The sequence below is a fragment of the Desulfurivibrio dismutans genome, from assembly GCF_029210385.1.
Lineage (GTDB): Bacteria > Desulfobacterota > Desulfobulbia > Desulfobulbales > Desulfurivibrionaceae > Desulfurivibrio > Desulfurivibrio dismutans.
The window spans coordinates 283,944-297,794 of record NZ_JARGDQ010000004.1 but is presented as its reverse complement, the minus strand read 5'-3'; the positions used below and the strand labels follow the sequence as shown (position 1 = coordinate 297,794).

The window sequence follows — 13,851 nt, the reverse complement described above, 5'->3', positions numbered from 1 at the left end:
GATGCCGGTACTGTTAAAGCATCAGGGCGGCAAAATCAGTTCCGCCGAGCTTACCCGGCTGAAAAAACAGGCCGCCAGCCTGTTGCGCCTCACCGGCCAGCCCCGGGCCGAGTTGAGCCTGCTGCTGGTGGATGATCGGCGGATGCAGGAGATGAACCACCGCTTCCGGGGGCTCAACCGCCCCACCAACGTCCTGGCCTTTGCCCTGCGGGAGACCCCTGGCCTGCCCGACGGGCTGGGGGACGAAATGCTGGGCGACGTGATTATCAGCCTGGACACCGCCCGGCGGGAAGCCCAAACCGAGGGGGTCAGTCTCACCCGGCGGCTGACTTGGCTGCTGAGCCACGGCCTGCTGCATCTGCTGGGCTACGACCATGAAAAAAGCGCCGCCGGGGCCCGGCAAATGGCCAAAGCCGAACAGGATCTGCGGCGCAAACTTCAAGACCACGAGAGGAAACACCAAATGACCCAGCTTGCCGTCAATGTCGATCATGTGGCCACCCTGCGCCAGGCCAGGGGAATCAACGAACCCGACCCGGTGCTGGCCGCCGGCATCTGTGAACTGGCTGGCGCCGCCGGGATTGTGGTCCACCTGCGGGAAGACCGCCGCCATATCCAGGACCGCGATGTGCTGCTGCTGCGACAGACGGTAAGAAGCAAGCTCAACCTGGAAATGGCCGCGGCGGCGGAAATCATCGATTTCGCTTTAAAACTCAAACCGGATATGGTCACCCTGGTACCGGAAAAAAGGCGGGAGCTGACCACCGAAGGCGGACTAAACGTCAAAGGCCAGCAAAAAAAGCTGGCCGGGGTGATCAATGAGATGAACCAGGCCGAGATTCCGGTGAGCCTGTTTGTCGACCCCGACCCGGCCCAGATCGCGGCCTCGGCAGCCATCGGCGCCACTTTCGTGGAAATTCACACCGGCCGCTATTGCGACGCTGTTTCGGAAGAAGAGCAGGAGCGGGAGTTTACCTTGGTGGCCGAAGCGGCGGAAGAGGCGTTGGCCGCCGGCTTACGGGTCAACGCCGGCCACGGCCTGGACTACCGCACCACCGGCCGGGTGGCCGCCCTGGATACCATTGAGGAACTCAGCATCGGGCATGCCATCATGGCCCGGGCCATCCTGGTTGGCCTGGAAAAAGCCGTCCGGGAGATGCGGGAGATCATCCAGCAGGCCGCTATTTGAAAAGATTCTGTTCTTCCTGAGTCATCTTGCGAATCAGGATCTGGCGGGTACTCTGGTCGTAATAGACCACGCACTGCTGTTCTTCAGCGGTGATATAGCGGGTGGCGCTGCCAATACTCACCACCGAGCCGGGAAAGATGGTGCCGAATACATAAACGCTTTCGGCCACCATCTGCTCCAGCTCCTTTTCCAGGGCATTGGCCTGCTCGGTGAGGTTGTTCACCCGATCCATGGCCTTGGGCATGGCCGTTTTATATTTGCCCAGCATCGCCGCCCGCTCTTCGGGAAAGCGCCCTCCCTGCTCCTTTTTCATCTTCTCAAGGGTGCTGATATTCTTAATGATCTCATTGAGCCGCTCGGCCCATAAGTGCAGATCTTCATCCACTTTTTGCTTCCGCCCCTGGATTGAGGGCACCACCCCCACATGCAAAGTGGTCTGCACTTCGGCGTCGGTGCCCAGATCGCGTACGTAAACCGAGCCACCGATAATGTACTTGCCCCCCACCAGCACTCCCTGCCCCTTGGCGTACAAAGCTCCCCCCACCAGGCCCTGGCACTGAATGGCGGAATCGTTGATGATCAGGTCACCGCCGGCCTCCACCGAAGGCCCGTTTTCCATAAAGGCGACCTCCACATCTCCCCGGGCCCGCAGCACCGTTTCTTCCCCCACCACGCTGCCCCGCACCGTCAGTTTACCGCCGGCCATTATCAGGCTGTTATAAACCCCCTTGCCGATGACGATATCACCCCGGCATTTAATGGCAAACCCCATGGGCACTTCGCCGTTGATAGTCAGCTTCTTGCCGCCAAAGGCGATGTTGCCCACCGACATGTCCACATCGCCGGAGACCGCATGCTCCTCATAAACTCCGGGTTTACCGTCGGCCATGACGAACTTGCCGGTGCAGGCGGCATAAACTTTGCGCTGATCATCGGAAACGGTAACCCCGGGCCCGGTTCTTAGCTTGCGCTCCTTGCCGGGTTTTGGTGGCACCTCTTCCCCGAAGACGTTCTTGCCGGGAGTGCCCGGCGTGGGGGGGATAATCTCCAGCAGCAGGCGGCCTTTCTCCACATTGACGATGGAACCGAGTTCGCGGAAATCCACCTGGTCCCGGCTGGGATCTTTGACCTTGGGTACCCGGACCACCGAAGGCTTGACATGCATTTTAACCCGGGAGTCCTCACCGTGCTGCGGCGCCAGCCCCCGAGCCACGCAAAGGGAACCGTCGGAACGCGCCGCCGGCTCCGGCAACAGGCCGTGGACAATCCCCTCTTCGGACAGCAGCCCTTTCAACGCCTCACGGTCCAGATCCACCGGGGTTTCGGTTTCCCGGGCCTGGACAATGATGCACAGGCGATCCTTGGAAGCCTTCAACACAAAGGCCCCATCCTGGAACTCGATCCCGCTTTTGAAGAGCTTGTCGCTGGCCATGCTTTACCCTAGTGCCGCACCACCGTGGACCCCATGATCAATTACGCACAATGCGCTGGAGACTTGCCAAAAAATACGCAAATCTGAGGTTTATGTAAATAAAATTGTCAACAAAACCAACAGCTACACGTTTATATCGGCAACGGCGGCAGAACTGATAAAGAAAAAGGGAGCAGGGAGAGGGAATGGAAGCGGGTTGCGCCGGATAGTCGGCACCGGTCGCGTACACCCAAAACAGCAGGGGGAAATTACCGGCCATCGGCCCGGCCAACGGCGGCCACGGCCCGGCGCAGCAGACTGGAATCTTTAATCCCGGGGGCGGACTCCAGGCCGGAGTTGAAATCAACCGCAAAAGGCCGCACCCGGGCGATGGCCTCGCCGACATTGTCCGGGGTCAGGCCACCGGCCAGCACCACCGGCGCCGGCGGGGCCAGGCGGGCCACCAGCTGCCAGTCAAAACTTTCACCGGTCCCGCCGGCGATCCCGGGCTGATAGGTATCAAGCAGGAAGGCACTGACACAACCCCGGTAGGTGCCCAGATCGGCGGCCAGACTGTGCTCCCCCACCCGAATCGCCTTCATCACCCGCAAAGGCATGGAGCGACAGAAATCCGGATCCTCTTCACCATGCAGCTGCAGCATGGTCAACCCGCAGTACTGGGCGATATCCCTCACCACCCCAGCCTCTTCGTTGACGAAAACCCCGACTGCATCGACAAAGGGGGGCAGAGAGGCGATAATCTCCCGGGCCTGTTCAGGCAGCACCCGGCGGGGACTGGCGGCGGCAAAGATAAAACCCAGGGCGTCAACCCCGGCGGCCACCGCTTCCCTGGCCCGAACCGGCTCGGTCATTCCGCAAATCTTGATCCGTGTCCTTCCTTCCATGGCCTCACCTTTGTCAATTTACGTAACCGCTTACCCCGTCGACCCCGTGATCAGTTACAAACCCATAACCTGTTGCCTTCACGGGCCGTAAACGTTCAGCGTGATCGGGGACAGATCTGAATTCTGTCCCCTTAAGGGCCGGGCCGATCGCCGCTTTCGGCGGTGCAGCTGCTCGTTGACTCAATTCACGCCGCGCAGTGCCAGCAGCGCCCGGGCGGGGTCATCGGACCGCATCAGGGTCTCCCCCACCAGCGCAGCGGCAATCCGGTGCTCGGCCAAAGCGGTGATATCGGCATGATCGCGAATCCCCGATTCACTGACCAGGGGAATCCCGGCGGGGATCAGCCGGCGCAGACGAAAGGTGGTATTAAGATCCATGGAGAAATCGCGCAGATCACGATTGTTGACCCCGATCAAACGCGCCCCGGCAGCCAGGGCCCGCTCGGCCTCGGCCTCGTCATGGATCTCCACCAGCACATCCATCCCCAAAGACTCCGCCTGCAGCCGCAAGTCCTCCATCTGCTCAACCTCCAGGATGGCGGCAATCAGCAGGATGGCATCGGCCCCGTAGCGAGCGGCCTCTTCCACCTGGAGTGGATCGATGAGGAAATCCTTGCGCAGCACCGGCAGGTCCACTTCCTGCCGCACCTGGGGAATATAGGCCAGGGAACCCTGGAAAAAATCGACATCGGTGAGAATCGACAGGGCGGCGGCCCCGCCCCGCTGGTAGGCGGCGGCAATGACCACCGGCGCAAAGTCCGGCCGAATAACCCCCTTGGAGGGCGAAGCCTTTTTCAATTCGGCAATGATGGCAACTTCCGGCCGCGCCGTAAGGGCGGCGATAAAGCCGCGCGGCGGGGCCGGCGGTTCGGCGGGGGCGGAAATCCCAAGGCGCTTGAGGGCGGCGATTTCTTCCCGTTTGCGGGCGACAATCCGATCCAGAATCATTGGCGCTCATCCCGGCAAAAAGCAACCAGGGCCTCCAGCTTGGCCAAAGCCGCCCCGCTGGTCAAAAGTTCCTTGGCCATCGCCACCCCGGCCGCCAGGTCGGGACACCGGTCGGCGGCGACAAAAACGGCGGCGGCGTTGAGCAACACCATATCCCGGCGCGCTCCCGGTTCACCAGCCAGCACCGCCCGCAACTGGCCGGCCGCCTCGGCCGCCGTCCGGCCGCCGCTGATCTCGGCCAGCCCGGCCCGGGGCAACCCGCAATCCTCCGGCGCCACGGTATAACTGCTCACCCGTCCCCGGTGATACTCGGCTACTCTGGTGGGGCCGGTAACGGTAATTTCATCCATGTTTCCCTCGCCGCAGACCACCATTACCCGGCGACTGCCCAAACGGCCCAGCACTTCGGCCAGGGTTTCCACCAGGGCGGGATCATAAACCCCCATGACCTGCACATTGGCCCCGGCCGGGTTGGTCAGCGGCCCCAGGATATTGAAAATGGTACGAATGCCGATTTCCCGGCGGGGCCCGATGGCGTGCTTCATGGCCCCATGCAGGGCCGGGGCGAACATGAAGCCGATCCCCACCTCCCGGATGGCCCGGGCGATCCGCTCCGGGGCCAGTTGCAGATCCACCCCCAGGCTTTCCAGAACATCGGCACTGCCACAGGAACTGGTGATGGAGCGGTTGCCGTGCTTGGCCACCGGCACCCCGGCGGCGGCTACCACAAAGGCGGTGGTGGTGGAAACATTGAAGGTACCGGAAGAATCGCCCCCGGTGCCGCAGGTGTCGACCAGCACCTGCCCGGCTGCCAGTTCTTCGGGAGTGAAAGGGGTAATGGGGGTGGCCTTTTCCCGCATCACCCGCACCGCCCCGGTGATCTCCGCCGTCGTTTCTCCCTTGAGGCGCAGGGCGGTGATAAAGGCGCCGATCTGGGCGTCGGTGGCCTCCCCTCCCATGATCTCCTGCATCACCCCGACCATCTCGGCTTCCTCGAGATCATGGCCGGCCACTACCCGGGCAATTGCTTCCTTGATCATTCTTTCCCCTTATAAAAGCACGTTAAACGGGGCTTCACTAAAAGCCCGTAGAAGTGTTGGCCGGACCAGAACAGTCCTAACCGACTTCAATCAACCACGTAAAAATGACGGATAATCGGAATCAATAAAGTTTTTCAGCAGATTCACCCCGGCCGGGGTCATGATGGACTCGGGGTGGAACTGCACCCCCTCCACCGCCAGTTCATGATGCCTTAAGCCCATCAGCTCACCCTGGTCGGAACGGGCGGTGATTTCGAGACAGTCCGGCAGACTCTCTTCTTCCACCGCCAGGGAATGGTAGCGCATGGCCTCGAAGGGATCGGGCAGGCCGCGAAAAACCCCTTTACCGTCATGGCTGATCATGCTGGTCTTACCGTGCATCAGGCGGGAAGCCTGGACAATTTTGCCGCCGAAGGCCTCGCCGATGGCCTGGTGCCCCAGGCAGACGCCGAGCACCGGGATTTTACCGGCAAAATGCCTGATCATCGCCACGGAAATGCCGGCCTGGGCCGGGGTGCATGGGCCCGGCGAAATCAGCAGGCGATTGGGGCGGCGGGCCTCGACGGTGGCGATATCCACCTCATCATTGCGGTAAATCACCATCTCCGCCCCCATGCCGCCGAGGGTCTGGACGATGTTGTAGGTGAAAGAGTCGTAATTGTCGATTACCACCAGCATCAGGACACCATTTCGGCCAGTTGCAGGGCCCGGCGCAGCCCCATGGATTTGTTGACCGTTTCCGTATATTCTGACTGGGGATCGGAGTCGGCCACAATCCCGGCCCCGGCTTGCACCCACAACTCCTCGCCGTGCAACACAAAGGTACGGATGGTGATACAGAAATCCATGTTGCCGGTAAAGCCGAAATAACCCACCGCCCCGGCATAGGGGCCACGCCGCTGGGGTTCCAGTTCCTCAATGATCTCCATGGCCCGCACCTTGGGGGCCCCGGAGACCGTACCAGCAGGGAAACAGGCCCGCACCACGTCGAACTGGTTGCAGCCGGCGGCCAGTCGGCCGTGGACGCCGGAGACGATATGCATCACGTGACTGTAACGCTCAACCACCAGCAGGTCACGTACTTCCACCGAACCGTAACGGGCCACCCGGCCCACATCGTTCCGGCCCAGGTCCACCAGCATCAAATGCTCCGCCCGCTCCTTGGGGTCGGCCAACAGTTCCTGCTCCAGGGCCAGGTCTTCGGCGGCGTCCCGCCCCCGGGGTCGGGTGCCGGCGATGGGCCGCAATTCGATATCCTCGCCCTCCAGCCGCACCAGAATCTCCGGCGAGGAACCGATCTGCACCAGCTCACCCAGCTTGAGATAAAAGAGATAAGGACTGGGATTGATATGGCGCAGGGCCCGGTATAGCTTCAGGGGAGCCACCGTGGTGGTGGTCTGGAAACGCTGGGACAGCACCACCTGGATGACGTCGCCGGCCCGGATGTACTCCTTGGCCCTGGCCACCATCGCCTTGAACTCATCGGGTTCCATGTTGGCGGTGAACTGGTGGCGGGGGGCGGCATCTGCCCGGATATCGGTGAGCAGTTCCGGGGCAAGCGGCCGGCGGAGGGCTTCCTCCAGGCGATCCAGCCGTTGCCGAGCCTGGTCGTAGAGCTGCTCCAGATCGTCATCGCCGGTGATGTTCACCCAGTTGACCACCATTAAACGCTGGCGCAGGTTGTCGTATACCAGCACCACCCGGGGAATGAGAAAACTGCTGTCGGGGAAATCGGCCAGAGGAGGATTGTCGGCCGGCAGCCGCTCCATGAAGCGGACCATGTCGTAGCCGAGAAAACCCACCGCCCCGCCGCTGAAGCGGGGCAGAGAACCGTCGAAGATGGCGGGATTGAGTTCGGCCAGCAACTGCTCCAGGATCTGCAGGGGATCACCGTGCCGCCGCTCCCGGCTGAATACCGGATCCTGGTCGGCATCGGCGGCTGTTCCCGGTGGCCTCCGACTAATCTCCACCTCTTCGCCACGGCTGGTAAAGATCAGCAGCGGATCAAAGCCGATGAAGGAGTAGCGACCCCATTTTTCGCCGCCTTCAAGGCTTTCAAAAAGAAAGGCGTGGGATTGCCCCCCGGCCACCTTGCTGAAAATGGTCAGCGGGGTATCCAGGTCGACGATCAACTCACGGGTAACCGGCACCAGATTGTGGCGGGCGGCAAGTTGCTTGAAATTTTCCAGGTCCGGCCGTTGCATGCTAACCCCTGCCTGCGGCGGCACTGATCAGCGCCGCAAAAAACTGCGCCGCCGACTGGGCACGCACTGTAACTCTATTGTTGCGGCATTACCGACCAGCACGTATGGCGGTTTTTTGCCGAGCGGTCACCGGTAACGACAAAAAAAGCCACGGCTCCCGAAGGCGCCATGGCTTTTACTGGTCACATTAAACTCTCAAGGCCGAAAGGATCAGGCATTCTGCGCAAAGGCATTAACCCGGCGGGTCAGCCGCGATATTTTACGGGCGGCGGTATTGCGGTGTAAAACCCCTTTGTTGACCGCCTTGGCGATCATCGGCACCGCGTTCTGCAAAGCCTCGCGGGCCTGGTCGGGGGAGTTGGCCACCATTGCCTCATCAATCCGGCGGTACAGGGTTTTTAGGCGGGAGCGGTTGGACCGGTTACGTTCACGCCGGACCACATTCTGCCGATTTCTTTTAATTGCCGACTTATGATTCGCCAAAGCTACATCTCCTTGCTGCATAAATGTCTTAAGTTGGTTGGGACAGTGCAAAAGGGGTTATATACCGCTAAAGACTGGGACTGTCAAGCGGCAAGCAACAAATTTCCACCTTTTTCCCGGTCACCGGCCAAACTGGCTCGAACCGGCCCGCAGCAAAAAGCACTCATCAATCTTTTTTGGAGAAAAATCAAATACTCCCCTTGCCCCTCCGGGTCTTTATCGGCTATTGTGTTATGCGACGGTGGCGCCAACAGAGTGGCAAGACCGTCGGTTAACGGCGGGTGCAGCCCCGCCGGCGGCCGGAAAGCGCTGCGCCCTCTTGATTTTTCCGGCTCTTCCTCGCTCTCGACGATTTTCTACCAGATGCTGACGAACCTGACCTCACTGAGATGGCAAGACGTTCTCGATATCCTTATCGTTGCTTATCTCATTTACCGGATCATGCTGCTGATCAAAGGCACCCGAGCGGTGCAGATGCTCATCGGCATCGTGGTGCTGATTGTAATCTATTTCGCCGCCCGGGAGCTGGAGTTTCTTACCCTTTACTGGCTGCTGGGATCATTTCTAAGCTCCATCTTCCTGATCATTATCATTATCTTTCAGCGTGATATCCGCCGGGCCCTGACCCAATTCGGCCGCACCCCGTTCAGTAAATCCAGCGAAGAGACCCTGCATGTCCTGGCCGAGACGGTCAAGGCCGCCTACCTGTTGTCCCGGGACCGGATCGGTGCCCTGATCGTCATTGAACGGCGCACCGGGTTGAAAGACTTTCTCGAGTCCGGCCAGACCCTGAATGCCGAGGTCAGCCACCAATTGCTCTACTCCCTGTTTTTGCACAACTCCCCGCTGCATGACGGGGCGGTGATTATCGTCAACGACAAGATCGCCGCCGCCGGCTGTTTTCTGCCGCTGACCAAAAACCCCTATATCAGTAAACACCTTGGCACCCGGCACCGGGCCGCCATCGGGATTACCGAAGAAACCGACGCGGTGGTAATCGTGGTTTCAGAAGAAACCGGTCGGGTCTCCCTGGCCCAGCACGGCGCCCTGACCCTGGATCTGGACGAAAATGCTTTGCGCAGCAGGCTGGATAATATTTTTCTGCCCAAAGAATACATCTCTCCCAAATTATGGAAAAACTGGTTGAACAAATAAAGAAGGTGGCCACCATCGAGGTCACCGACTACTGGCCCAAAGATTGGGTGCTGCGCCTGCTGGCTCTGATCTTTGCCATACTGCTGTGGCATTTCGTGGTCGGCGAGGACAAGATCGACACCCATGTCCTGGTGCCGGTGGAACTGGTCAACCTGCCCCGCGACATGGTGATCGTCAACCCCTACAAGCAGCAACTGGAGGTCACCATTGCCGGGCCGCGGGGACTGATCGACGGCCTGCGGCGCCAGAACATTACCCGCGACATCAACCTGGCCGGCGCTCAACCCGGAACCATGGCCGTTCGCAACGACCCGGAATCACTGCGCTTCCCCCGTGGAATCGAGGTGTTGCGGGTGCAGCCGGCCCACACCACCCTGATCATCGACCACCTGCAAGAAAAAAACTTTCCGGTGGAACCGACGATCAGCGGCCGACCGGCCCCTGGCCACGAACTGTTGCTGATCCAAACGGATCCGGCCAGCATCAGCATCCGCGGTCCGGCCACCATGCTGGGCAGCGCCGACAGCTTACCCACTGAGCCCGTCGATATCGACGGCTTAACCAGCACCACCACCCGTCAAGTTGCCTTGATTATGGATGAAGAGCTGACTGAATTACTGGGTGAAACCACGGTCAATGTGCGGCTGGTCATCGAGGCGATAAACAAGGATGACGACGAACAGACCACCGACCTGGAGTTGGTGGCACCGCAGGAGCCCCAGCCATGAGAAGACTGTTCGGAACCGACGGCATCCGAGGGATGGCCAACCTTTATCCCATGACCACCGAAATCGCCATGCAGGTCGGCCGTGGCCTGGCCTTTCTGGTCAAACAAAAAAGCCACCGTCATCGCATCGTCATCGGCAAAGACACCCGCCTTTCCGGCTACATGATCGAAAACGCCCTGGCCGCCGGCATCTGTTCCATGGGGGTGGATATTCTGCTGGTCGGCCCCCTGCCGACCCCTGGCATCGCCTTTATCACCACCAGCATGCGGGCCGACGCCGGGGTGGTGATTTCCGCCTCCCACAATCCTTTTGCCGACAACGGCATCAAGATCTTTGCCGCCGACGGCTACAAGCTGCCCGACGCCGATGAACTGGCCATCGAAGATTTGATTTTTTCGCAAAAAATGGCGTCTCTGCGGCCCACCGCCGAGGAAGTTGGCCGGGCCAGCCGCATCGACGACGCCCGCGGGCGCTATATCGTTTACCTGAAAAACGCCTTCCCCGCCGACCACAGCCTGGACGATCTCCACATCATCTTAGATTGCGCCAACGGCGCGGGTTACGGGGTGGCGCCCCACGTGTTCAGCGAATTGGGGGCCAAGGTGACCACCATCGGCGTGGAGCCCGACGGCACCAACATCAACCGGAGCTGCGGCGCCCTGTGCCCCGAAGTCATGGCCGCCAAGGTCCGGGAAACCGGCGCGGATATCGGCCTGGCCTTGGACGGTGACGCCGACCGGCTGATCGTGGCCGACGAAACCGGGACCATCCTCGATGGCGACCAGATCATGGCCATTTGCGCCGCCGATCTGCTGGCCGAAGATAAACTGCACCACAAAACCCTGGTGGCCACGGTGATGAGCAACCTGGGGCTGGAGCAATTCATGCTGGCCCAGGGCGGCCACCTGGAACGTACGCCGGTGGGCGACCGCTACGTGGTGGAACGGATGCGCACCCGAGGATACAATTTCGGCGGCGAACAGTCGGGGCACCTGATCTTTCTCGACCACAACACCACCGGCGACGGTATTCTCGCCGCCCTGCGCCTGCTGGGGGTGATGCTTAAACAGAACAAAAGGCTTTCCGAACTGGCCGGCTTAATGACCGCCGCCCCCCAGGTTCTGGTAAACGTCCGCCTGAAACAGCCCGTCGCTCTCGCCCGGATCAAAGGCCTGCCGGAACTGATCAGTGCCCGGGAAGCAGAGCTGGGCCGGGAAGGCAGAATACTGATCCGCCCCTCGGGCACCGAACCTTTGATCCGGGTAATGGTGGAGGGCCCCGACCAGGCCCGGATCAACCTGATGGCACAAGAAATTTGCGCCCACATCCAGCAGCAGACGAAATAAAGATGAAGCAGCGGCTGGACAGATTGCTGGTGGCCCGTGGCCTGGTCCCCAGCCGACAACGGGCCCAGGCCCTGGTCGCCGCCGGCCTGGTCCGAGGTGAACACGGCCGGGTACTGGACAAGGCCGGAACCATGCTGCCCCCGACCACCACCCTGGAGGTTAAAGAGAACCCCTGCCCTTTCGTCAGCCGGGGGGGGTTGAAACTGGATGCCGCTCTGGATTATTTTGCCGTTGACCCCGCCAGCCTGGTGGCCCTGGATATTGGCGCCTCCACCGGCGGCTTTACCGACTGCCTTCTGCAGCGGGGCGCCACCCGGGTGTACGCGGTTGATGTGGGCTATGGTCAGTTGGCCTGGAAATTGCGCCAGGACCCACGGGTGGTGGTGATGGAGCGCACCAACGCCCGCCACTTAACCCCCGCCAGCTTTCCCGAAGCCATGGACCTGGCGGTACTGGATGCCTCTTTCATTTCGCTGGAACTGCTGCTGCCGCCGCTGCTGCCGCTACTCAAACCGGCAGCCTTGATTATCCCCCTGATTAAGCCACAGTTTGAGGTGGGCAAGGGTAAGGTCGGCAAGGGCGGCGTGGTCCGCGATGAGGAGTTGCACCGGGAAGTGGTGACCAGATTGCGCGACTTTGCCGAAAAATTGGGCCTGGACTGGCAGGGAGTAATTACTTCCCCGGTGCCGGGCCCGAAAGGTAATCTGGAATTTCTGGCGAAACTGCAAAACAGCTCTCAAACTCCATGACGAGCCAAGCATGACAACCAACAACGGACCGGTCATGGCCGCCGCGGCAAACGTCGGCGGCAACCACGACCGGCAACATCTGCAAAGCCACCTGGCCAAACTGGCCGCCATCGGGATTGCGCTTTCCGCCGAGCACGACCTGCCGGTGCTGCTGGAAAAGATCGTCGATGAGGCCCGGGTTTTTGCCAACGCCGACGCCGGCACCCTGTATTTAATCGACGACACCGGCAAACACCTGGAATTCACCATTATCCAGAACACCACCATGGGGGTTCGCATGGGGGGTAGCACCGGTCCCATCACCTGGCCGCCGGTGCCGCTTTACATCGATGGCGTCGCCAACCACACCAACGTCTCCAGCCACACCGCCTTGACCGGCGAAATAGTCAATGTTCCCGACGTTTACCAGGCCAAAGGTTTCGACTTCAGCGGCACCCGACAGTTTGATGCCGGCACCGGCTACCGCTCGGTCTCGATGCTGCTGATCCCCATGCAAAACAAGGAAGGTGAGATCATCGGGGTACTGCAACTGATCAACGCCCTGGACCATCGAGGCCAACCGACACCTTTCCCCCCCCAAGATGTGGACCTGATTGCCTCCCTGGCCTCCCAGGCCGCCGTGGCCATCACCAACGCCCGCCTTTACCGTGACCTGGAAAACCTTTTTGACGCCTTTATCAAAACCATCGCCATCACCATCGATGAGAAATCGCCCCACACCGCCGGCCACATCCGCCGGGTCCAGGCCCTGACCATGGACATTGCCCGGACGATGAACGAAGATCAGGGAAAATTCCGGGAATTCCGACTGAACAAAGATGAATTGCGGGAACTGAGTATCGCCGCCTGGCTGCATGATATCGGCAAGATTGTCACCCCTGAACATGTGGTGGCCAAAGCCACCAAGCTCGAGGCGGTACATGACCGCATTGCGCTGATCAGGGCCCGATATGAGATTCTCAAACGGGACCGCCAGATCCAGGCCCTGCAACAGGCTTTGGCCGAGCAGCGACCGGAACCGCCGGCATCTCCAGCGGTCCGTGCCGAGGAGGCAACACCTCCGGACCAGGATTTAGCCGGTGAACTGACCGAGCTCGAAGCGGAGAAACGTTTTATCGAGCACTGCAACCAGCCGACGGAACACATGGATGACGAAAAAATAACCAGGCTGCAGCAGATTGCCGCTCGTTCCTGCGTCAACGTCGGTGGTGACTGCCGGATGACCGCCGACGAGTTGCACAACCTCAGCATCCGCAAAGGCACCCTCAACGAAGAAGAACGGAAAATCATCGAAAATCATGTCCGGGTCACACACAAGATGCTCAGCGAATTGCCCTTTCCCAAAAAACTGCGGCGGGTACCGGAATATGCCGCCAGTCATCATGAAAAACTCGACGGCAGCGGTTACCCCTTCGGGCTTACCGCCGGCCAGATCCCTTTGCCGGCACGAATCATTGCCGTTGCCGACATTTTTGAGGCCCTTACCGCCCCGGATCGCCCTTACAAAGAGCCCATGCCGCTGTCCCGAGCTCTGGCAATCATGAACTCCATGCAAGAGGCCGGCCATATCGACCCGGAGATCACGGATTTTTTCATCAATAAAAAGGTTTACCGCCCCTATGCCGAACGAGAGCTGTCGGCGTCCCAACGTGATTGCTGAGCCCTGTCGGGTTGGCACCGGCAGGGACGCATC

Annotated in this window: 13 protein-coding genes; 6 read left to right on the top strand and 7 right to left on the bottom strand. The window is 60.6% G+C overall.

All coding sequences use genetic code 11. From position 1 onward, the window contains the following. Position 1 precedes the first annotated feature (1 nt). Positions 2–1,189, top strand: coding sequence for a pyridoxine 5'-phosphate synthase (locus P0N66_RS06650; RefSeq protein WP_275803569.1), 1,188 nt, complete (start codon positions 2–4; stop codon positions 1,187–1,189). On the opposite strand, the gene P0N66_RS06645 is transcribed toward P0N66_RS06650, so the two are convergent. The 7 genes from P0N66_RS06645 to rpsT form a co-directional block, all read right to left on the bottom strand. Continuing rightward, on the bottom strand, positions 1,182–2,621 hold the full coding sequence (locus tag P0N66_RS06645; protein ID WP_275803567.1) for a flagellar assembly protein A: 1,440 nt from the start codon (positions 2,619–2,621) through the stop codon (positions 1,182–1,184). The two genes, P0N66_RS06650 and P0N66_RS06645, sit on opposite strands and share 8 nt — an antisense overlap. A 248-nt stretch (positions 2,622–2,869) precedes the next feature. Beyond that, entirely contained in the window at positions 2,870–3,505 is a 636-nt protein-coding gene (locus P0N66_RS06640; RefSeq protein WP_275803565.1) for a phosphoribosylanthranilate isomerase, read from the bottom strand. Positions 3,506–3,685: 180 nt separating this feature from the next. Beyond that, positions 3,686–4,453 (bottom strand): indole-3-glycerol phosphate synthase TrpC, encoded by a 768-nt coding sequence (gene trpC, locus P0N66_RS06635; RefSeq protein ID WP_275803563.1) that lies wholly within the window; start codon positions 4,451–4,453, stop codon positions 3,686–3,688. Continuing rightward, positions 4,450–5,493 carry an anthranilate phosphoribosyltransferase gene (gene trpD / locus P0N66_RS06630; RefSeq protein WP_275803561.1) on the bottom strand — a complete coding sequence of 348 codons (1,044 nt, stop codon included), beginning with the start codon at positions 5,491–5,493 and terminating at the stop codon, positions 4,450–4,452. The genes trpC and trpD overlap by 4 nt, the downstream gene beginning before the upstream one ends. Positions 5,494–5,583: 90 nt before the next feature. Continuing rightward, complete coding sequence (locus P0N66_RS06625; protein ID WP_275803559.1) at positions 5,584–6,171, bottom strand: anthranilate synthase component II; 588 nt, start codon at positions 6,169–6,171, stop codon at positions 5,584–5,586. Beyond that, entirely contained in the window at positions 6,171–7,697 is a 1,527-nt protein-coding gene (trpE, locus tag P0N66_RS06620; protein WP_275803556.1) for an anthranilate synthase component I, read from the bottom strand. The genes P0N66_RS06625 and trpE overlap by 1 nt, the downstream gene beginning before the upstream one ends. A gap of 210 nt (positions 7,698–7,907) precedes the next feature. Continuing rightward, on the bottom strand, positions 7,908–8,180 hold the full coding sequence (gene rpsT, locus P0N66_RS06615; protein WP_275803553.1) for a 30S ribosomal protein S20: 273 nt from the start codon (positions 8,178–8,180) through the stop codon (positions 7,908–7,910). Positions 8,181–8,543: 363 nt separating this feature from the next. Here rpsT and cdaA point away from each other — a divergent pair, with 363 nt between their 5' ends. The 5 genes from cdaA to P0N66_RS06590 are packed head-to-tail and all read left to right on the top strand — an operon-like array spanning position 8,544 to position 13,818. Further along, positions 8,544–9,335 (top strand): diadenylate cyclase CdaA, encoded by a 792-nt coding sequence (cdaA, locus tag P0N66_RS06610; RefSeq protein ID WP_431190023.1) that lies wholly within the window; start codon positions 8,544–8,546, stop codon positions 9,333–9,335. Then, positions 9,311–10,063 carry a CdaR family protein gene (locus P0N66_RS06605; RefSeq protein WP_275803549.1) on the top strand — a complete coding sequence of 251 codons (753 nt, stop codon included), beginning with the start codon at positions 9,311–9,313 and terminating at the stop codon, positions 10,061–10,063. The genes cdaA and P0N66_RS06605 overlap by 25 nt, the downstream gene beginning before the upstream one ends. Next, positions 10,060–11,409 (top strand): phosphoglucosamine mutase, encoded by a 1,350-nt coding sequence (gene glmM / locus P0N66_RS06600; protein WP_275803547.1) that lies wholly within the window; start codon positions 10,060–10,062, stop codon positions 11,407–11,409. Before P0N66_RS06605 ends, glmM begins: the two co-directional genes overlap by 4 nt. Positions 11,410–11,411: 2 nt before the next feature. Next, positions 11,412–12,158: a TlyA family RNA methyltransferase gene (locus P0N66_RS06595; protein ID WP_275803545.1), complete on the top strand. Its 747-nt coding sequence runs from the start codon at positions 11,412–11,414 to the stop codon at positions 12,156–12,158. Positions 12,159–12,168: 10 nt separating this feature from the next. Continuing rightward, complete coding sequence (locus P0N66_RS06590; RefSeq protein WP_275803543.1) at positions 12,169–13,818, top strand: GAF and HD-GYP domain-containing protein; 1,650 nt, start codon at positions 12,169–12,171, stop codon at positions 13,816–13,818. Positions 13,819–13,851: the final 33 nt, after the last annotated feature.